The 19,379-nt window shown below is 56.1% G+C and carries 18 protein-coding genes; 1 reads left to right on the top strand and 17 read right to left on the bottom strand.

Annotated features, from left to right (window positions below; genetic code table 11):
- Window positions 1-26 precede the first annotated feature (26 nt).
- The 12 genes from hslO to J3353_RS00380 form a co-directional block, all read right to left on the bottom strand.
- Window positions 27-938, bottom strand: coding sequence for an Hsp33 family molecular chaperone HslO (gene hslO, locus J3353_RS00435; protein ID WP_207683846.1), 912 nt, complete (start codon window positions 936-938; stop codon window positions 27-29).
- Complete coding sequence (locus J3353_RS00430; RefSeq protein WP_098922388.1) at window positions 931-1,692, bottom strand: class I SAM-dependent methyltransferase; 762 nt, start codon at window positions 1,690-1,692, stop codon at window positions 931-933. The genes hslO and J3353_RS00430 overlap by 8 nt, the downstream gene beginning before the upstream one ends.
- Window positions 1,693-1,695: 3 nt before the next feature.
- Window positions 1,696-2,307 carry a ribosome biogenesis GTP-binding protein YihA/YsxC gene (gene yihA, locus J3353_RS00425; protein ID WP_207683845.1) on the bottom strand — a complete coding sequence of 204 codons (612 nt, stop codon included), beginning with the start codon at window positions 2,305-2,307 and terminating at the stop codon, window positions 1,696-1,698.
- A gap of 15 nt (window positions 2,308-2,322) precedes the next feature.
- Window positions 2,323-4,773, bottom strand: coding sequence for an endopeptidase La (lon, locus tag J3353_RS00420; RefSeq protein ID WP_207683844.1), 2,451 nt, complete (start codon window positions 4,771-4,773; stop codon window positions 2,323-2,325).
- A gap of 123 nt (window positions 4,774-4,896) precedes the next feature.
- A complete protein-coding gene (locus J3353_RS00415; RefSeq protein ID WP_242700789.1) occupies window positions 4,897-5,445 on the bottom strand; it encodes a Gx transporter family protein in 549 nt (182 codons plus the stop codon).
- A gap of 19 nt (window positions 5,446-5,464) precedes the next feature.
- Window positions 5,465-7,360, bottom strand: coding sequence for an ABC-F family ATP-binding cassette domain-containing protein (locus J3353_RS00410; protein WP_207683843.1), 1,896 nt, complete (start codon window positions 7,358-7,360; stop codon window positions 5,465-5,467).
- 37 nt (window positions 7,361-7,397) lie between these two features.
- Window positions 7,398-8,138 carry a YjjG family noncanonical pyrimidine nucleotidase gene (locus J3353_RS00405; protein ID WP_207683842.1) on the bottom strand — a complete coding sequence of 247 codons (741 nt, stop codon included), beginning with the start codon at window positions 8,136-8,138 and terminating at the stop codon, window positions 7,398-7,400.
- A 127-nt stretch (window positions 8,139-8,265) separates the two neighbouring features.
- A complete protein-coding gene (locus tag J3353_RS00400) occupies window positions 8,266-8,487 on the bottom strand; it encodes a hypothetical protein (RefSeq protein WP_097771102.1) in 222 nt (73 codons plus the stop codon).
- Window positions 8,488-8,535: 48 nt separating this feature from the next.
- On the bottom strand, window positions 8,536-10,332 hold the full coding sequence (locus J3353_RS00395) for an SGNH/GDSL hydrolase family protein (RefSeq protein ID WP_242700788.1): 1,797 nt from the start codon (window positions 10,330-10,332) through the stop codon (window positions 8,536-8,538).
- A gap of 59 nt (window positions 10,333-10,391) precedes the next feature.
- On the bottom strand, window positions 10,392-11,051 hold the full coding sequence (locus J3353_RS00390; RefSeq protein ID WP_035394092.1) for an HAD hydrolase-like protein: 660 nt from the start codon (window positions 11,049-11,051) through the stop codon (window positions 10,392-10,394).
- A 172-nt stretch (window positions 11,052-11,223) separates the two neighbouring features.
- Window positions 11,224-11,547 carry a hypothetical protein gene (locus tag J3353_RS00385; protein WP_035394090.1) on the bottom strand — a complete coding sequence of 108 codons (324 nt, stop codon included), beginning with the start codon at window positions 11,545-11,547 and terminating at the stop codon, window positions 11,224-11,226.
- Window positions 11,548-11,607: 60 nt separating this feature from the next.
- Window positions 11,608-11,916, bottom strand: coding sequence for a YerC/YecD family TrpR-related protein (locus J3353_RS00380; RefSeq protein WP_097771978.1), 309 nt, complete (start codon window positions 11,914-11,916; stop codon window positions 11,608-11,610).
- Between the two features lie 328 nt (window positions 11,917-12,244).
- Here J3353_RS00380 and J3353_RS00375 point away from each other — a divergent pair, with 328 nt between their 5' ends.
- Entirely contained in the window at window positions 12,245-13,972 is a 1,728-nt protein-coding gene (locus tag J3353_RS00375) for a carbon starvation protein A (RefSeq protein ID WP_207683840.1), read from the top strand.
- 91 nt (window positions 13,973-14,063) lie between these two features.
- Here the strand turns inward: J3353_RS00375 and J3353_RS00370 are convergent, their stop codons facing one another.
- The 5 genes from J3353_RS00370 to J3353_RS00350 form a co-directional block, all read right to left on the bottom strand.
- A complete protein-coding gene (locus J3353_RS00370; protein ID WP_156071929.1) occupies window positions 14,064-14,609 on the bottom strand; it encodes a GNAT family N-acetyltransferase in 546 nt (181 codons plus the stop codon).
- Window positions 14,610-14,628: 19 nt separating this feature from the next.
- Window positions 14,629-15,321, bottom strand: coding sequence for a carboxylesterase (locus J3353_RS00365; protein ID WP_207683839.1), 693 nt, complete (start codon window positions 15,319-15,321; stop codon window positions 14,629-14,631).
- Window positions 15,322-15,511: 190 nt separating this feature from the next.
- Window positions 15,512-16,435 (bottom strand): translation elongation factor Ts, encoded by a 924-nt coding sequence (gene tsf, locus J3353_RS00360; protein WP_005932850.1) that lies wholly within the window; start codon window positions 16,433-16,435, stop codon window positions 15,512-15,514.
- Between the two features lie 54 nt (window positions 16,436-16,489).
- Window positions 16,490-17,209 (bottom strand): 30S ribosomal protein S2, encoded by a 720-nt coding sequence (rpsB, locus tag J3353_RS00355; protein WP_035394088.1) that lies wholly within the window; start codon window positions 17,207-17,209, stop codon window positions 16,490-16,492.
- 202 nt (window positions 17,210-17,411) lie between these two features.
- Entirely contained in the window at window positions 17,412-19,364 is a 1,953-nt protein-coding gene (locus J3353_RS00350; protein ID WP_207683838.1) for an LTA synthase family protein, read from the bottom strand.
- Window positions 19,365-19,379: the final 15 nt, after the last annotated feature.

Below are 19,379 nucleotides of genomic sequence, written 5' to 3'. Positions count from 1 at the left end.
GCTCCGGGCCGTTTTCAGGTTACATCTTATGCATTTTCGGCGGGCTCTTCGGCCGCTTCTTTTTTATAAGCAGCCTTCTCCACCAGCTGATTCAGGTCAAAATGATATTTAGTGTGGCAGAAATGACAGACGACCTCGCAGTCAGGATCCTCATCCCGGAGCTTTTCCAGCTCCTTGCGACCCAGGCTCAGCAGCATCTCTTCGGTGCGCTCGGCACTGCAGTCACACTCGTACTGCACCTCGCGCTCATCCAGAACATTGGGGTTGAAGCCTGCCAGTGCAAGGTTCATCATATCCTCGGGGGTCTTGCCTTCCCGAAGCAGTTCAGTAACGGAAGGCATGGCGGCGATGTTCTGCTCCAGCTGGGTGATCTCGGCATCGGTGGCACCGGGCAGCAGCTGCAGCAGGAAGCCGCCCGCGCAGGCAATGGTCAGGTCAGTATCCACCAGCACCCCCAGAGCGCAGACGGTGGGCACCTGCTCGCTGTAAGCATAGTAGCTGGTCAGGTCCTCGGCGATCTCGCCGGAGACCAGCGGCACCTGGCCCACAGTGGGTTCTTTCTGCAGGCGGTTGTCACGGATGACAGTCAGCACGCCGTTTTTGCCCACAGCACCGCCCACATCCAGATGGCCGTTTGCTTTCAGAGGCAGCTCTACCAGCGGGTGGTCGATGCAGCCCTTGACATTGCCGGTGCCATCGGTACAGGCAACAACCGTGCCGGTGGGGCCGCCGCCCGCCACACGCAGCGTAATGGAATCGCCATCGTCCTTGAGCATGGAGCCCATCAGGGACGCACCGGTGAGCAGGCGGCCCAGGGCTGCGCTGCAGGTTGCACTGGTGTGGTGCAGCTGCTCGGCCGTGCGGACGATCTCAGTGGAGTCCACACCACAAAACACAACACCGCCGTTTTCAGAAATACCGCGGATCAGATTAGACATTTTCTTTTTCCTCCAATTGGGTATACTGCTTGACGGCACAGAAGAAATAGCGTTCGCTCTCTTCGGTCAGGGGGCCGAAGCTCTCACCGTCGCAGACCTTTTCCAGCACAAAGCCGTGCTTTTCCAACGCAGCTCGGATGGTATCCAGGTCGTAGGTATATTCATAGAACTGTTCATGGAAGTGTTCGCCGGTCTCGCGGTAATCGATGTCCACCGTGATCTCCACCCGGCGGTCCGCAGGGTGATAGTGGTTGCGCCAGACGCAGGCAGCATCCTCTTCCTCAAAGGTAAATACATTCTCCCCCAGCACCTTCTGGTGCTTGTAAGGGGTGTTCATATCAAAGAGGAACACGCCGCCCTCTTCCATGAAAAAAGCCGCGTTGGCAATGGCGGTATCCAGGTCCGGGATGTGGTTGAAGGTATCGAAGGTAGACACTGCGCCACGAATCGTGCCGTAGAGGTCGAGCTTGAGCAGATCCTGCTGCAAAAGCAGCAGCTTGCCGGAAAGGCCCAGCTGTTCCGCCTTATCCCGCACAACACAGAGCATCTCCTCGGACTGATCGATGCCGATCATATCATAGCCCGCCTGGGTCAGCATCAAGGTCAGCTCCCCTGTTCCACAACCCAGATCGGCCAGAATGCCATCCCGGATATCGTGGGCATTCAACTCCTGCCGGATCTGCTCATAGAGGGCATCGTAGTCGGCTTCGCCGTTGAATTCATCATAGAAATAGGCAAATTCATTGTAGGCCATGGTTTACTCCGCTTCCTCGTCATCGGTGAACTCAGCCGCCACGGCCTCGTTCAACACCGCCTGCAGCTCTGGGATGCCGTAGCCGTTCTCGCCGCTGGTCAGTACCACCTTCTGGCAGCCATAGGGCAGGCAGATCTTTTCAAAATCCTCCTGTGTCTTGGCCAGCTGGCTCTTTTTGAGCTTATCGGCTTTGGTCAATGCCACAACAAAGGGGATCTGATGGTAGTGCAGATACTTCAGCATCTGCAGGTCATCTGCGCTGGGGGCATGGCGGCAGTCGATGAGCTGCACCAGCAGGGTATGATGCCGGGGAGCCTCAAAATAGCTGTTGATGAGGTCATCCCAGCGCTCGCGGTCTGCATTGCTGACCTTGGCATAGCCATAGCCGGGCAGATCCACAAAATAGCAGTTGTCCACCTCATAGAAGTTGATGGTGGCCGTTTTGCCCGGTGTACTGGATACACGGGCAAGGTTCTTGCGGTTGCACAGCTTGTTGATGAGGCTGGACTTGCCCACGTTGGAACGGCCTGAGAAGCTGAGTTCCGGACGGTCACTTTCGGGCAGCTGGCTGGAAATGCCGTAGCTTGCAATAAAATCCGCTTTGTTGTAGTTCATCGTTTGCTCCTTTGATTAGCAGACAGCCCCCGGCTTCGGTTTTTCCGGTGCGGGCGGGATGGCCGCTTCCACCGGCTTTGCTTTTTTGGCGGGGTGCGGATGACGGGCAGAAACGCTCTTGGGCTTAAGCAGAGCGGCATTGAGCACCTGCGCGAGGTCAGACATGGGCAGGAAGGTCAGATTCTTCTTCACCTCGTCATCCACCTCGTACAGGTCCGGAACGTTATCCTTGGGGATGAGCACAGTTTTCATCCCCTCACGGTAGGCAGCCATGCTCTTTTCGCGCAGACCGCCGATGGGCAGCACATTGCCGTGCAGAGTGATCTCGCCGGTCATGGCAACATCACCGCGCACCGGAATGCCGGACAGGCAGGACACCAGAGCCGTGGTCAGAGTAACACCGGCGCTGGGGCCGTCCTTGGGCACGGCACCCTCGGGGGCATGGATGTGCAGATCGCACTTTTTCAGCCGCTCAGGGTCGATGCCGTATTCCTCGGCGTGGACACGGACATAGGTGATGGCCAGCTGGGCACTTTCTTTCATCACGTCGCCCAGCGAACCGGTGACGGTGATCTTGCCGCTGCCATTGTCCATGACCTGGACTTCGATGGGCAGGGTCTCGCCGCCGATGCTGGTCCAGGCCAGACCGTTGGCAATGCCAATGGCATTGGTCCGGTTGAGAAAATCGGGCTTGACGAAGCGGGGCCCCAGCAGCTCTTCCAGGCTGCTGCCGGTCACAGAAACGTTTTCCGCCTCACCGGACGCGATCTTGCGGGCGCACTTGCGCAGGACACTGGTGATGGTACGCTCCAGGGTGCGGACACCGGCCTCACGGGTGTAGCCGTCAATGATGCCGTAGAGCGCGCTCTGGGAGAAGGTGACCTTCCCGGCCAGACCGCAGGCCTTGAGCTGCTTGGGTACCAGATGCTTGCGGGCAATGTTGTATTTCTCCACCCGGGTATAACTGGGCAGCTCAATGACATCCATGCGGTCACGCAGAGGGCCGGGAATGGCGCTCAGATCATTTGCCGTAGTGATAAAAAGCACATGGCTCAGATCAAACGGCATATCGATAAAGTGATCATTAAAGGTGGTGTTCTGCTCGGGATCAAGGGCTTCCAGCAGGGCAGCGGCCGGGTCACCCCGGAAATCGCCCGCCAGCTTGTCGATTTCGTCCAGCAGCATCAGGGGGTTGGAGCTCTTGGCGGAGATCATGGCGTTGATGATCTTGCCGGGCATGGCCCCGATATAGGTGCGGCGGTGGCCGCGGATCTCTGCCTCATCCCGCACACCGCCCAGACTGATGCGCACATACTTGCGGTTCAGGCTCTCGGCAATGGAGCGGGCAATGCTGGTCTTGCCGACACCCGGAGGGCCGACCAGGCAGATGATCTGCCCCTTGACATCCGGAGCCAGCTTACGGACAGCCAACACCTCAAGAATGCGGTCCTTGACTTTCTTCAGGCCGTAGTGGTCACGGTCAAGGATGCGCTGTGCCTTGGCAATATCAAGGTCGTCCTCGGTAAAGCTGTTCCAGGGCAGATCCAGGCAGGTATCCAGATAGGTGCGGATGACCGTTCCCTCCTGATTGCTGCTCTGCATCTTGGCAAGGCGGTCCACTTCCTTGAGCAGTTTCTTCTCCCGCTCCTCGTCCAGATGCAGCTCCTGGATCCTGCGGCGATACTCCTCGGCCTCTGCCGTGGTATCATCGTCCTCGCCCAGCTCCTGGCTGATCATGTGCATCTGCTCATGCAGGTAGTAATCACGCTGGTTCTTATCCATGGCCTCGTCCACTTTCTGGGCGATCTCCTTGTCGATCTCCAGCATCCGGCGTTCCCGATGCAGGCGTTCCACCAGCAGGCGCAGACGGCCGATGAGGGTGCTTTCCTCCATCACAGCCTGCTTATCCTCAAAGCGGAAGAGCAGATTGGCGGGGATGTACTCGCACAGGAAGGCGGGGTCGTTATTCGAGGTAACAGCAAACACCACGTCCTTGCTGATGCGGGGATTCATGGAAAGCACCGCGTCGAAGCTCGTTTTCACGTTGCGGAGCAGGGCCTCTGCCTCGGTCTCTTCCTCTGCCTTGATGGGGCGCACAGGAGCCGGCCGCACCGATGCCAGCAGGAAGCTGCCATCGGTATCCAGCTCGGTGCGCTTGGCGCGGAACTTGCCCTCCACCAGAATGCGCACCAGATCATCCGAAACACGCATGACCTGCTTGATCTCGGCCACAACGCCGTACTGGTACATCTCCTCTGCCTTGGGGTCCTCAGCCTTCATATCCTTCTGCGCAATGAGGAACACCTCGGATTTATTCCGCACGGCCCATTCCACAGCGGCAATGCTCTTGTCACGACCCACCTCAAAATGCAGCAGGTTGTTGGGGAACACCACCAGCCCACGCAGGGCAATGGCGGGAAGATGGAGGATATTGCGCTCCACCTTGACAGTCACTTTTTCAGACATAAACTCATACCTCCCAGCTGCCCCGCGCCAAAGTGCGCTATCCCGTGGGCAGTTTTTATGTTGGGTAAAAATTCAGATTTGATTTATTATATCGGATTCCGGCCCCGGTTGCAACCGGGCAGCTCATCCTTTGCGGTTTTCCTGGATATTATAACCCAGCCGTCCCAGCGCAGGCAGTATGGCCCGCAGGGTGACACTGGTGAGCATTCCCATCACAAGGCCCAGCACCAGCATAATCGGTGCATAGTAAAGGGACACTGCTGTGGAAAGGATGACACTGGCTCCCAGCAGCTGTCCGATGTTGTGGGCCAGCGCGCCGCAGACCGACAGGATGAACCAGGTAGGCCGCAGCGGGCAGTGATAGTAGAGCAGCCACATCACCAGCAGTGAGAGCAGGCCGCCGCAGAGGGAAAGAAAACCTGCCGTCCAGCCGGAGACCAGAAAGACGAAGAACGCCTTCAGCACATCCAGCACAAGGGCCTGTTTTGGCCCCATGAAGAACAGGGCATACATCACCACAATATTCGCCAGACCCAGCTTCATGCCTGGCAAAAGCCCGGGGATGACCAATGTGCCCTCGATGAAGGAAAGCGCCATCGCCAGAGCAAACAGCAGACCTGAAAGGGCGATGCTGTGCGTTTTGTTGTAATTGCGGCGGTTATGAGGCATCATTGTTCTCCTTTGCAGCGGATTATTCTTCACCAGCAGCCTGTTCGTACTGTTCCTGCTCTTCCATTGCCTTTTCCCAGGCAGCAAACAGCTCCTCCTGATGGAAACGCAGATCACTGAGCTCATCGCTCTTTTGGCGGAGCAGATCGGGGTCATTGTAGACCTCCGGGGAGTTGATCTCATTGTCAAGCTCCACTTCCCTTGCCCCGCAGGCTTCCATTTCATCCTCGCAAGCCTTGATCTTGGCCCGCAGCTCCGCGCGGCGGCGGCGCTGCTCTTTGCCGTAACCGGCCTTGGCGGGCTGATCCCCGGCTTTTTCTGGGGCAGTTGCAGGAGCGGCACGGCCCATCAGGGCATCGTAGCTCGGATACAGAGTAGCCTTGCCATCTTCCAGATAGAGGATGGGACAGCCCAGACTGTTCATCAGATGGCGGTCATGGGTGACCATGAGCAGCGTCCCAGTGTATGCCATCAGGGCTTCAGTCAGGTTCTCACGGGTGTAGATGTCCAGGTGGTTGGTAGGCTCGTCCAGAAACAGCAGATTGGGCCGCTCCAGTACGATCTCAGCAAAGCGCAGGCGGGCCAACTCGCCGCCCGAAAGTGCCTCGCAGGGCTTGAACACTGTCTCGCCCCGGAAACCCAGCTTTGCCAGATGGCTGCGCACTTCCAGCTCCGTCATCCGGGGATATTTGTTCCAGATGACATCGATCACCCGGCCCTGTCCCAAACGGTTCTGCTGCTGGGCAAAAATGCTGGGTCGGGCTCCCGTACCCAGCCGCACCATGCCGCCGGAGGGGCGGCGCTTACCATCCAGCACCTGCATCAGGGTGGATTTACCCGCACCGTTGGGGCCTGCGATCACCAGCCGCTGACCCCGGCAGACCGTGTAGGTAAAGGGTTCCAGCAGGGTGCGCTCCCCGATCCTGATGGTCAGGTTCTTCATCAGCACCAGCTCGTTCCACGGCTCCACATCATACTCAAAGCGGAACTTGAGCTGGTTTGTTTCATCCTTTGGTGCTTCCGTGATCTCCAGCTTTTCCAGCTGTTTGCGGCGGCTCTGGGCCATCTTGGTGGTGGAAGCGCGCACAAGGTTGCGGTCAACATAATCCTGCAGCTTTTCAGCCAGTGCTACATCTGCATCGTGCTGCTTCTGGCGCAGGGCATCGGCAGCTTCCTTCTGAGGCAGATAGGCTGAGAAGTTGCCCTTATAAGTGGTCATGGTCTGGAAGGAGACCTCCCAGATCCTGGTACAGATATTGTCCAGGAAATAGCGGTCATGGCTGACGACCATCACGGCACCAGAATAGCTCTTGAGGTAATTCTCCAGCCATTCCATGGTGGCAAAATCCAAGTGGTTGGTGGGCTCGTCCAAAATCAGGACATCCGGCTTCTCCAACAGCAGCTTTGCCAGACGAAGGCGCGTCAGCTCACCGCCCGAAAGCACAGCGATATTCTTCGTCCAGGTATCCTGCGCAAACCCCATACCGGACAGCACCTTTTTGATGTTGACATCCATATTGTAGCCGTCAGCGGCATCAATGATGTTCTGCAAGGCATCGTGCTGTTCCAGCAGAGAGGCATCCTCCGGGCTGGCGGCCATTCTGCGCTCCAGGATCTGCATCTGGGCCATGGCATCCAGCACATGGGCAAAGCAGGAGCGCATCTCGCCGTAGATATCCAACGTAGGGTCGAGCTTTGCATTCTGTTCCAGATAGCCCAGCGTCACACCATGGGTCACGCTGAACTCGCCCTCGTAGTCCGTATATTCGCCGGTCAGGATCTTCAGCAGGGTCGTTTTGCCTGCGCCGTTCTGGCCCACGATGCCGATGCGGTCCTCCCGTTCGACACTGGCCGTGACATCATGCAGGACGATCTTCTCGCCAAAGCTCTTGCCCAGCTTTTCCAAATGTATCAGCATTGTTCGTTTTCCAATCTCTCACACAGGCCGCACAGCATTACAGCTGGTGGCGGCGATTCTTCAGGCCCACATTGGCCAGCTCCTCCGGCTCCATCACCAGCGGATAAAGCTCCTCCAGGCTGCTGATCTCATAGGTAGGCACGACCTTGCCGAGATTCTCGGCGTGGTTGGGGTTATACCAGCAGGTATCCAGCCCGGCGTTCACACCGCCCTGCACATCACTGCTCAGGCTGTCGCCCACCATCAGCACATGCTCACGGTTCTCCACGCCCAGCGCACGGAGCGCGGCATCAAAAATCTTGCGGTTGGGCTTTTCGCTGTCCATTTTTTCAGAAACGAACACATCCTCCACAAAATCCAGAATGCCGGATTCCCGCACACGGCGGCCCTGCACCCGGTCAAAGCCATTGGTCACTACAGCCAATGTTGCCACTTCGGAAAGTTCCCGGAGCACGTCCAGCACGTTGGGAGATGTCAGGTCAGGGTGGGTAGAGAGCTGATCCAGATAGAATTTGTTCATCTCCACACCGTTGCCTGCGGCATTCACTGCCTTCAGAAAGCGGGTGAACCGCTCCCCCATCAGCTTGTCCCGGCGGATCTGGCCCTTTTCCAGCTGCCGCCAGAGCTCTTCGTTGATGGTGCGGTAGGTCTGCACCGTCTCGGCATCCGGCTCAATGCCGTACTCCCGCAGGGTGTCAGCCAGCGCCTTGTTTTCCGCTGCATCAAAATCCAGCAGCGTATTATCAGCATCAAACAGAACACAATAGTATTTTGCCATGGTTCATTACCCCTCTTTCATACTTGTGTCATTTTCCGGGACGCTTGTTCCCCGATCACCGGGGAATTTTTCCCAGATCAAAAGAACAGCGAGAAGCCAGCCCCGCCCCGGCAGAGCTGGCTTCCAGTTATTCCTGAACTATCTCATAGGTTTCATCATCGGTCTGTACCGGGGAATTGTCCGTGCACGGATCTTGCGCGGTGCAGGGTTTGTCAACGTTTCTGGGCATCTGCTCCTCGGTCACGCCGTTGTCCACATTCTCCCAGTCCATTTCATACCAATCCACACTGCCATCGGTCACAGTTCCCTCACCGGGCAGCCCGGGGATCTTGATCTCTTCACAGAACATCCGGCTCCCTCCCTTCTGCCCAGCCTATGCGGGCAGACAGAAAAAGGTTTACCGGCTGGCTTCTGCTTCGGTGGAAGCGGAAGGCTCCTCTGCGGGCTCAATATCATTTTCAACCGAAGCGGAGACCGATTCACTGTTGGTCTGCTCTTTGGATTCCGTTTTGCTCTCAGAAGCAGTGCTGCTGGAGGACGAAGTGCTCTCTGCCTTGCTCTCTGAGCTGCTGTGAGAAGAAGAGGTGCTCTCGCTCTTGGATTCGCTCTTACTCTCACTTTCCGCCGTGCTGTGGGAAGAACTGCTGCTCGAGCTCTCAGACTTGCCGCTCTCCGAAGAGGACGCGGATGTACTGCCGGAAGAAGTAGAAGAGCTGCCGGAATTTGAGCTGGAAGCAGGCTCCGGGCTGACCGTAATGGTCAGCGCATTGCTGACCACGGCGCAGTCGTTGTACACGACCACCGCATAGATCTTATAGCTGCCGCTGGTGATGGCCGAAGCGGACACGGTGACCGTTGTCCGGCCTGCGGCCTCCTTCACTTCCTGACCGTTGGCGAACCAATGCAGGTTTTCACTCTTGGCATATTTACCCTCCAGCGCAGCCTTAAAGACATAGGAGCCGGCGGAAGCCTTGCCTTCCGAGATGTGAACGGAAGCAGCTGCAAACACTGCTGTCACGTCCAGATTCTGCTTGAAGCCGGTATCGGTACGGGTCTTGCTGGTCACGCCGTCGCTCCACTTGACGAACACATGGCCCTCCGCAGGGGTGGCCGTAACAGTCAGCGACTGGGATGCATCTGTGATGCCGTATGTCAGGCTGGTCTTGCCGCTCTCGTTCCCACAGCTCAGGGTGCCGCCGCCGCTCTTTTCCACCTGATAACGGGCCTCAAACTTGACGCTGGCAGTCTCAGAGCTGCTGACGCTTTCACTCTCGCTGGAAGAAGCGGGTTCTTCCGAGCTGGGAGCCTGCACCGCCGAGCTGGGGTTGGATACATATTCCAGCGTACGGGTGGGGATATTATTGGTGTCCGGGCGGCGATCCTCGGTCTGGTAGGCGTGGGCGCGCAGGTAGTTCAGCGCAGCCTTGAGACCAGCGCTCTTGAGGTGGATATCACCATCCGTGTAGTAATCCGGCTGGCCGTAGCCATTTTCTCCTTTGAGGACCTCAGCCGTATTCAGAAATTTGACCCCCAGCTGTTCGCACATGTTGAGCAGCGCCATATTAAAATCATCGATCTTAGCCTGATCCATGTGGGGGTAATTGGAGTGATTCTCCGGGATAGGAGGCACCGTGTTCACGATGAGATCGGTGTAGGGGTAAGCCTCCTGAATGGCCTGCACCAGCGCGGTATAATTGCTGATAAAATCAGCCACCTCCATGCCGGTGTCATTGGTACCAAAGGTCATCACGACACGGCGGGGCTTCATTTTTGCCACCGCCTGTGCGATGGTGTAGTGGGTGGTGTCATTCTTAAAGGTGACGATTCCTTCGTTCAGGGCCACCTGGGTGCCAATGCCCTCCTTGGCGCAAAACTGCTGCAAGGAGATCAGGCCGTTGTTATACAGACGCACAGTGTTGGAGTCTCCCAGAAACAGGGTGCTGTCCAGATATTCCGTGCCCGCATCCGCTGTTTCAGTCAGCAGAGCACTGGAGGTGTTATCGATCTGATAGTGATTGGCAAGATCTGTGCTTCCACCGTCCCCGGTGGTGTCCGTCGGCACGGAGTCTGCGGGTGTGCCGGGCGTTTCCGGCTTTCCCCGTTTGAGCAGGGTCAGGGTGATGCCTACGGTCAGCAAAGCCGCCAGTGCGCAGACCACACAGACCAGAACGGCCTGCCGCTGCAGCGATGTCATAGACTGTTTGTCCGATTGATTCTTATGATTCATGTTATATTCACCACTTATCCTATCGTTCAACCGTTTGCACGGCAGGCCAGGAGCTTGTCCGTCAGTTCTTCACAACTTTCCGCCAGCAGCACCGGGCCAAAGGGTTCCAGTTCTTCCCTGCTGCCGTAGCCATACAGGGCACCGGCGGCATCCAGCCCGCAATCGGCGGCACCGCGCATATCATCGTTGCGGTCGCCCACCATCAGCACCCGCTTGCCCTGTACACAGGGCTGGGTGAGAACATAGCGCACCACTTCTGTTTTTGTATCCCGGCTCTCATCCATGGACGCGCCGCCGATGAAATCAAAGTAAGGGGCCAGCCCCTGTTCTTCCAGGATGGGGGTCACCACCACAGTCGGCTTGGAGGTTGCGGTGCAGAGCACAAATCCTGCCTCCTTCAGGCGGCGCAGCATCTCTGCCGCACCGGGGTAGGCCGTACCCTCATGGCTGCCCTTTTCGCGGTAACTCTCCCGATAGAGCTCGGTGGCCTCCTCGATTTTTGCAGGGTCAGAAAAATGCTCTCCAAAGCTCTTGCGGAGCGGCGGCCCCAGATAGCGCCGCAGGTTCACATGGGTGACATCCACGCCCATCTTGGTAAAAACTTCTTCCAGTGTATTCAGGATGCCGGGGGCGGAATCGATCAGGGTTCCGTCCACGTCAAATAAGATCACGTCATAGTGCTGCAAGTTCGTTTCCCTCTCTTTCACACATATACACGGTATAGTATAGCACAGAATTGCGCTTTCAGCAATTCCAACAAATCGTTTTTATTCTTTTTATACAAATCGGTCACAATCTGGCCTTAAAACGCAAAATGCCTGCCCGCCAGAATGCGGACAGGCAGGGGGTCGTGCAGGCTTATTGGGCTGCAGCGCCGTTATCAGCGGAGGGATAATAGAGGTTATTGGAGATAAACTCCAGCTTTTCCTTCAGCACCAGCTCCAGATTTGCCACGGCGTGCACCATGTTGGTGGCCGAATCGTTCACTTCCAGCAGCTTGCACAGGTCGATCTCGTTCATGGCGAGTGCGGTTTTCATCTTCTGGCTCTCGGCGCAGAGGATGTGGCTCAGAGCACTTTCCTGCAGCGCGATACTTTCCATCAGATCGATCACAGCCTGACTCAGGGTAACACGGGGCAGGGCCGGACATTCCAACGTAGTGGGACAATTGATCGTTGCCATAGGGGACTCATCCTTTCTATATAAGGTGTACCCCATCCTATGTCCCCTGCCGTGCAGCCGTTACTGCTTTTTCTCCTGTGCAGAGATCTTTTCAATTACGCTCTGGTAACCGCCGGTTCCGTATTGGATGCAGCGATTGATCCGGCTGATGGTCGCCGTGCTGATCTCTACCTCTTTCACGATCTGGTCATAGGTGCGGCCGCCAAGCAGCAGCTTTGCCGCTTCCAGCCGTTGTGCCATATCGGAGATCTCCTTTACTGTGCACAGATCCTCAAAAAAAGCATAGCACTCCTCCCGGCTCTCAAGGCTCAGGATGGCATCGAACAACGCATCTACGGTCTCGTTTTTTCTGGAATTTTTCTCAGTCATTGCGGTCTCCTCTGCGGCAAACGCCGGAACTTCTGACAGAAAGAATCATATCATGTTATCACTTTAGCACACGAAAGTGCGAAAGTCAAGTCTTTTGCGTGAATCGTTTTCAATTCAGCGTGTCCACAGTTTTCTTCTCTTCACAAGTGAAATAAAATCACCTAAAATTTTTTGCCTGATTTTCTGTCGAATTAGCACATCCTCTGAACTGCTCCGAAAAATATTGACAAATTATGAAAATGGGGATAAAGTATACACAATTTTCAGGCAAAGGAGCCACAGCGTGACCTCTTTGCCGCATGAAAAGCAAAGGAAAGAGGTAAAAGAAATGAACACGCTGGTCATCGTTTTGATCGCAGCCGTGTGTCTGTTTGGTGCTTACACCCTCTACGGACGCTGGCTGGCAAACAAGTGGGGCATCGAACCCACCGCCAAGACCCCTGCGGTCGTCCATGAGGACGGCCGGGATTACGTTCCCACCAACGGCTGGACCGTTTTTGCACATCAGTTCAGCTCCATTGCAGGTGCCGGCCCTGTTACCGGTGCCATTCAGGCTGCTGCCTTTGGCTGGCTGCCTGTTCTGCTGTGGGTCCTGCTGGGCGGCATCTTCTTTGGTGCTGTTACCGACTTCGGCGCTCTGTATGCTTCTGTAAAGAATGACGGCAAGTCCATGGGTATGCTGATCGAAAAGTATATCGGCAAGACAGGCCGCAAGCTGTTCCTGCTGTTCTGCTGGCTGTTCTGCGGCATCGTTATTGCAGCGTTTGCTGACATGGTCGCCGGCACCTTCAATGCTTATGGCGCGGACGGCGCTCTGGTGGACGCTGCTCAGACCAACGGCGCTGCCGGCATGGTCTCCATCATGTTCATGGTCTTCGCCGTGGTCTTTGGCCTGATCCAGAAGAAGTTCAACTTCTCCGGTTGGAAGGAGAGCGTCATCAGCATTGTTTTCATCGTGCTGTCCTTTGTCATTGGCGCAAATCTGCCCATCATCCTGGGCAAGGCCGCATGGAGCTATATCACCTTCGTTTATATCTTCTTTGCCGCCGTGCTTCCCATGTGGCTGCTGAAGCAGCCCCGGGACCACATGACCACCTTCATGTTTGTTGCCATGATCGCAGGCGCTGTGGTTGGTCTGGTCGTTGCACACCCCACCATGAATCTGCCCGTTTACACCGGCTTCACCAATGAGAAGCTGGGTACCATGTTCCCCATCCTGTTCGTCACCGTTGCCTGTGGTGCTGTTTCCGGCTTCCACAGCCTGGTTTCCTCCGGTACTTCCTCCAAGACCGTTGAGAACGAGAAGGATATGCTGAAGGTTGGCTATGGCGCAATGATTCTGGAGAGCCTGCTGGCTGTTCTGGCCCTGTGCGTTGCCGGTGCTGCCGCTGCTGCGGACGGTACCCCCGCTGCAGGCACCCCGTTCCAGATCTTCAGCCGCGGTGTTGCCGGTTTCTTTGAGATGTTCGGCGTTCCCGCTTATGCAGCAACGGTCTTTATGACGATGTGTGTTTCCGCTCTGGCCCTGACCAGTCTGGACGCTGTGGCCCGTATCGGCCGCATGAGCTTCCAGGAGCTGTTCAGTGTGGACGACATGGAGCACGCTGAGGGCTGGCGCAAGCTGTTCTGCAACGTCTACTTCTCCACCTTCCTCACTCTGGCCTTCGGCTTCCTGCTGACCAAGATCGGCTACGCAAACATCTGGCCTCTGTTCGGTTCCGCCAACCAGCTGCTGAGCGCTCTGGTTTTGGCCACTCTGTGCGTCTTCCTGAAGGTCACCGGCCGCAGCAACAAGATGCTGTTCCCCCCGCTGATCATCATGCTGTGCGTCACCTTCACCGCTCTGGTGCAGCGCCTGATTGCCATGGTCAAGGCCATCAGCACCGCCGCTTCTGTCAGCATTCCTGCGGGCGAGACCACTTGGGGTGCCGTGTTCATTGCCAATGGCCTGCAGCTGATCCTGGCTGTTCTGCTGATCGTTCTGGGTCTGAACATTGTGTTCCACTCCTTCTCTGCTTACAAAAAGGCTGAGCACAACAGCGAGGCCAAAATCTGAGGTTTTCACGGTTTGACCGTAAAACGATAAAAATCTCCCACTGACGACATCGAACCCCGTCAGTGGGAGATTTTATTTTATCCTTTTCAGGTCACAGCATCTTCACCATGATGATCTCATCCCGGTAGGTGCCGTCTTTCAGTTTAAAGGCCCGGGGCTGGATGCCATAGCGCTCAAACCCAAACTTCTCATAGAGATGGATGGCACGGGCGTTATCGCTGTACACCCCCAGTTCCAGCTGTTCGAAGCCGTTGGCGCGGGTCTGGTCAATGGCCAGCTGCATCAGATAACTGCCCAGACCGCAGCCCCAGTAATCTTTCCGTACGGAGATGCCCATTACGGCACGATGGCGATATTTGATATGCGGCCGCACTTGTGCAACACCAAACTCCCCCACCAGCTTTTCTCCGGCAAAAGCGCCCACCTCAAAGTTCACAGGGCTTTCCCCGTAGCCTGCGAGCCAGTTCCGCATCGCTTCCAGACTCGCTCCTTCCTCCGGGTATCGGGCCATAAAATGTGTTTCGCTGTAGATTGCATTGCGGAATGCACTCAATGCCTCCGCATCATCGGCGCATAAGCTGCGCACCGTCAGCACTTCCCCGTTGGGCAGTGTGAACGTTCTGGGTTCGATCTTCATGTTTCTCTCTCCTCTTCTTTCAGATATGTGCTCGCTCCCATTCCTGCAGAACAGCCAATTGCAGCTCGGTATGGAACCAGTGTTCTCCTTCTTCCATGATGGTCAGATGCGCACCTGTCCGTTGTTTGAACTGCTCAAGCACTGCCCTGGAAGTCAGGTTATCCCTTGCGCCATAGAGCACTTGCGTTGGCGCTTTCCAGCGGTAGGGATGCTCCCTCACCCAGCAGAGATACTGCCACGACAACGTCTCATCGAAATCCGTGGAGATCTCCCCTGCTTCTTTCAACTGGGCCTCACTCACATTTGCCCACTGCATCATATTGGTGATAAGATTTTCCATATCTAACACTGGTGAGAGCAAAAGAGTACTCCGTAAAGGCTTTGCCTGTAAGGCCAACATGGAAAACCAGGCTCCAATACTTGTAGCCCGCAGCGAAACATTCTTCCAACGCTCTGCAGCATAGGAATAGACCGCTTCCAACTCTGGAACCGCCACCCACGGCAGCAGCTTCTCGGAGCTGCCCTTGCGCTCTCCATGTTCAGGCAAATCAACAGCAAGAACCTGATACCCTGCTGGGCAAGCAAGCTCTGCAAATGGCAGGGCTTCTTCTTTACATCCCATTTTGCCATGGACATAGAGATATACTTTTCGGCTTTCTTTCCCGTACAGCAAAGCAGGAATACCGCTGATCTCAAGTTTCTGTGTTTTCATCGTAACATCTCCTGTCAGATGCCGCTTTCCTTTTTTCGGTACAGCGGCTGGTTGAGATTCTTCACTTCCAGCTTTCTCTTCATTGTAATTGTTCCTATGATAACACACTTCCCGTTCAAACACAAACAAAAAGAGCTGTGACACCCTATTACAGGTACCACAGCTCTTAAATTCATTCAGTCAGACTGAATTACTTCACCATGCTTGCAACTTCAGCAGCGAAGTCATCAGCACGCTTCTCCAGGCCCTCGCCCTTCACGAAACGGGTGAACTTGACGATCTTGATCTCGCCGCCCAGATCCTTAGCGACCTTAGCGGTGTACTGAGCAACAGACAGATCGCCGTCCTTGACGAACTCCTGATCGACCAGGCAGTTCTCCTTGAAGAACTTCTTGATCTTGCCCTCGATCATCTTCTGCTTCACAGCATCAGGCTTGTTGGCGTTCTTGGGATCGCCAGCCATCTGAGCCAGCATGATCTCCTTCTCCTTGGCAACGACCTCAGCGGGGACAGAAGCCTCATCGACGTAGCTGGGGTTAGCAGCTGCGACCTGCATGGCGATGTCCTTGCCGTAAGCAGTGAACTCGTCCTTGCTGTCGATGTCGTTGGTGGTCTCGAAGTTGACCAGGATGCCGTGGGTGCCGCCACCGTGGACGTAAGCAGAGCAAACGCCCTCGTAACGGACAAAACGACGGATCTTGATGTTCTCCTTGATGACCAGGATCAGGTTTTTCAGAGCCTCGTCAACGGTCTCGCCAGCCTCGGTCTTGCAAGCCATCAGAGCCTCAACATCAGCAGGGTTCTGCAGCATGACGACCTTGGTTGCTTCCTTGACGAAATCAACGAACTTGTCGTTCTTGGCAACGAAGTCAGTCTCAGCGTTGACTTCGATGACAACACCGACCTTGCACTTGGGGCAGTAGTCAGCGTAGACCATACCCTCGGCAGCAACGCGGCTTGCCTTCTTGGCAGCAGTAGCCAGACCACGCTCGCGCAGGATCTCAATAGCCTTCTCGAAGTTGCCGTCAGCCTCAGTCAGAGCCTTCTTGCACTCCATCATGCCGCAGTCGGTCTGCTTGCGCAGTTCCATAACGTCCTTTGCAGAAATAGCCATTTTTGTAGTCTCCCTTACACGTTATTTCACGGGTTTGTTCTGTACAGCCAGAAATCAGGCGTTGGCAGCTTCCTCAGCGGGAGCCTCCTGGTTGCCCTGCTTGCCTTCCAGAACAGCGTCAGCCATAGCGCCAGCGATCAGCTTGACAGCGCGGATAGCGTCGTCGTTGCCGGGGATGACGTAATCGATCTCGTCGGGGTTGCAGTTGGTATCAACGATAGCCACGATGGGGATGTTCAGCTTGCGAGCCTCAGCAACAGCGATGCGCTCCTTGTGAGGATCAACGATGAACATAGCCTTCGGCAGGGTCTTCATGTTCTTGACACCGCCCAGGTACTTGTCCAGCTTCTCCATCTCCAGCTCGAGCTTAGCAACTTCCTTCTTGGGCAGCAGCTCGAAGGTGCCGTTCTCCTTCATCTTAGCCAGCTGATCCATACGGTCGATGCGTTTACGGATGGTACGGAAGTTGGTCAGCATACCGCCCAGCCAGCGAGCGTTGACATAGTGCATGCCGCAGCGCAGAGCCTCGTCACGGATGGACTCCTGAGCCTGCTTCTTGGTGCCGACGAACAGGATGTCGCCGCCCTCAGCTGCAACTTCCTTCACGTAGTTGTAAGCCTCGTCCAGCTTCTTCACGGTCTTCTGCAGATCGATGATATAGATGCCGTTGCGCTCGGTGAAGATATACTTCTTCATCTTGGGGTTCCAGCGGCGGGTCTGGTGACCGAAGTGCACACCTGCCTCGAGAAGCTGCTTCATAGAAACGACTGCCATAGTAAAAATACCTCCAATATTGTTTTGCCTCCGCACACCGTGATCCGCGGCCATATCGGATGGCCTTGGACTGCCCTCCACTCCCGAAAGAGCACAAAAGGGCATAGTGATGCGTGTGTAATGCTGAATAATAATAGCACAAACAGGCGTGTGATGCAAGGGGTTTTCTCTGTTTTTTACAAGAAAATCGCGTATTTTTCGTTTATTCGCCCGTCTGAGTGCTGTTCAGGCTCTCCATGCCCATCCGGCTGAGGGCATAGCCCTTGCCGAACATCAGGTCATATTGCAGCAGCCAGTGCTTCTGGCTCCAGCTTTCCTGCAGGGAGCTCGGGGTCTGGGTGGTGGTACCGTCCAGATTCATCACCGTACCCCGGGTATTGGCGCGGTCGGCCACCTGCAGCTGGCGGTTCAGCAGCTGGAAATAAAGCGGCTGCTCCAGACCGTAGAGGTTCATCATCACCGGCGAGATATCGTAAGCGGCAATGGTGCCCAGATCCACGGGCTTGTCGGTGTAGTTCGACCACATCAACAGGGTGGTCTGGTGCAGGCGCGGGTCCGCACTGGAATCGCTGGCATAGCCGCTGCTGGTAAAGACATCATAATTGGAATCAATGGGGTTGTAATGGTCGCCCCAGAACACCAGGATCACCGGCTCGTCCACTTGCGAGAAGTATTGGGTCAGCTTGCCCAGCATGGCATCGGCATCCCGGATGCCAGTCGCAAAATCTTCCAGTGCGCCGATGGTGCTGGCCTTGAGGCCCGCCGGGTGCTCTGTCACCTTCACCCGCACATCGTCCGGGTAGTTGTCTTTATTATAATTGGTATGGTTCTGCATCGTGACTGCGTGCAGAAAAACCGGTGCATCCGAGGATGTCTTCATCTTTTCATACTGCTGGATGATCTGGTCCGCCATGGAGTCATCCGTGACCAGACCGCTGGTCCAGTAGTGCCTGCGCACCTTGTTGACGTGGGTCATCTGTTCCAGGCTCAGGAAGGTGTCAAAGCCCAGGTTGGGGTATGCCGTGTCCCGGCTCCAATACCTGGCCCAGAAGCAATGAACTGCCGCCGTCTGATATCCCTGCGTCAGCTTGAGGTAATTGGGCAGCGAGAACATGGGCTTGGTCACATGCTGCTGGTAGGGCTTGCTGCCATTGGGCAGAAAGGAAGCCGAATAGCCTGTCAGCGCTTCAAACTCCACATCGCAGGTTCCGCCGCCGAAACTGGGGCTGTACGCCCGGCCAGAAGCACTGGTCTGCTGCAGGGCGTGGAGGTTGGCAGAGACATCGGTATCAAACTGGAAACCGTACTGCTCCAGCTCCGACACATCCCAGTAGGACTCGTCCATCACGTAGATGATGGTGGGCTTTTTCACAGTCTCGTCCGCAGAGGTGGTGGCACCGTAAGATCCCGGGTAGAGCGGAGCAGTGGAATATTTCTGTGCAGCTTCAGTATCATCCAGGATCTCGTTGACAGCCTCCTCTGAATACCCCTCCGGCTTGGAGATCTCCAGATTGGTCAGATTGGTCAGAAAGCTGGTGATGACACCATAATAGCGGTAGTAGCGATCCTGCATCCAGGCATCCGGCACAATGCCAATGGCCTGTGTCACGGCAGGCTGCAGGAACACGCCAAAGAGCAGGCCGCAGGTAGCTGCCGCACTGGCAAGAAAGCCTGCCACCCGGGGCTTCCAGTTCAGCTTCTGCCGCCCTCTATAAAGGAAGAAAGACACTACGACCAGCAGCACGATAATAACAATGGATACCACCATGCTGGTCTGGATGTGGATACCGGCCGCAGCTGCCACGCCCGCAGCCTCTGACACCTGCATCAGATCCCAGGGCAGGAAGGGCTCGCCGCGCAGCTGCAGTGTGTAGAAATTGACTGCCGCCGGGGCACAGCCCAGCACCGCCGCCAGCAGGGTCGCCAACGGTGCAAACCGGGTCAGCCAGTCCACTGCCAGCCAGCTGAGAAACAGCATGGCCCACGCCAGCAGATAGGCTTCGGCATGGGGGAAAATGTATTGGGTAAAGGTCTCCCCTGTCAGGCTGCCGCGGGCGATCCACTCCGTCAGGAACAGGATGCCCAGCGTTGCCAGCGGCGGGAAGAGCAGCCGCAGCCCATGCAGGGAAAGCGGCGTATGTTTTTTTGCGTTCATAGAGAGAAGTTCCTT

Origin of the sequence: Faecalibacterium sp. Marseille-Q4137, assembly GCF_017377535.1 — a bacterium.
Lineage (GTDB): Bacteria > Bacillota > Clostridia > Oscillospirales > Ruminococcaceae > Faecalibacterium > Faecalibacterium duncaniae.
The sequence above is the reverse complement of the archived record's forward strand: the minus strand, read 5'-3'. Positions and strand labels throughout refer to the sequence as shown.

Bases quoted from the DNA above. Each gene is read 5' to 3' on its own strand.
- tsf (WP_005932850.1), bottom strand. From the start codon at position 16,435: ATGGCTATTTCTGCAAAGGACGTTATGGAACTGCGCAAGCAGACCGAC.
- J3353_RS00350 (WP_207683838.1), bottom strand. From the start codon at position 19,364: ATGAACGCAAAAAAACATACGCCGCTTTCCCTGCATGGGCTGCGGCTG.
- J3353_RS00380 (WP_097771978.1), bottom strand. From the start codon at position 11,916: ATGACTGAGAAAAATTCCAGAAAAAACGAGACCGTAGATGCGTTGTTC.
- J3353_RS00400 (WP_097771102.1), bottom strand. From the start codon at position 8,487: ATGTTCTGTGAAGAGATCAAGATCCCCGGGCTGCCCGGTGAGGGAACT.
- J3353_RS00370 (WP_156071929.1), bottom strand. From the start codon at position 14,609: ATGAAGATCGAACCCAGAACGTTCACACTGCCCAACGGGGAAGTGCTG.
- J3353_RS00415 (WP_242700789.1), bottom strand. From the start codon at position 5,445: ATGATGCCTCATAACCGCCGCAATTACAACAAAACGCACAGCATCGCC.
- J3353_RS00395 (WP_242700788.1), bottom strand. From the start codon at position 10,332: ATGACATCGCTGCAGCGGCAGGCCGTTCTGGTCTGTGTGGTCTGCGCA.
- J3353_RS00385 (WP_035394090.1), bottom strand. From the start codon at position 11,547: ATGGCAACGATCAATTGTCCCACTACGTTGGAATGTCCGGCCCTGCCC.
- rpsB (WP_035394088.1), bottom strand. From the start codon at position 17,209: ATGGCAGTCGTTTCTATGAAGCAGCTTCTCGAGGCAGGTGTGCACTTC.
- yihA (WP_207683845.1), bottom strand. From the start codon at position 2,307: ATGAACTACAACAAAGCGGATTTTATTGCAAGCTACGGCATTTCCAGC.
- J3353_RS00365 (WP_207683839.1), bottom strand. From the start codon at position 15,321: ATGAAAACACAGAAACTTGAGATCAGCGGTATTCCTGCTTTGCTGTAC.
- J3353_RS00410 (WP_207683843.1), bottom strand. From the start codon at position 7,360: ATGCTGATACATTTGGAAAAGCTGGGCAAGAGCTTTGGCGAGAAGATC.
- J3353_RS00430 (WP_098922388.1), bottom strand. From the start codon at position 1,692: ATGGCCTACAATGAATTTGCCTATTTCTATGATGAATTCAACGGCGAA.
- hslO (WP_207683846.1), bottom strand. From the start codon at position 938: ATGTCTAATCTGATCCGCGGTATTTCTGAAAACGGCGGTGTTGTGTTT.
- J3353_RS00375 (WP_207683840.1), top strand. From the start codon at position 12,245: ATGAACACGCTGGTCATCGTTTTGATCGCAGCCGTGTGTCTGTTTGGT.
- lon (WP_207683844.1), bottom strand. From the start codon at position 4,773: ATGTCTGAAAAAGTGACTGTCAAGGTGGAGCGCAATATCCTCCATCTT.
- J3353_RS00405 (WP_207683842.1), bottom strand. From the start codon at position 8,138: ATGGCAAAATACTATTGTGTTCTGTTTGATGCTGATAATACGCTGCTG.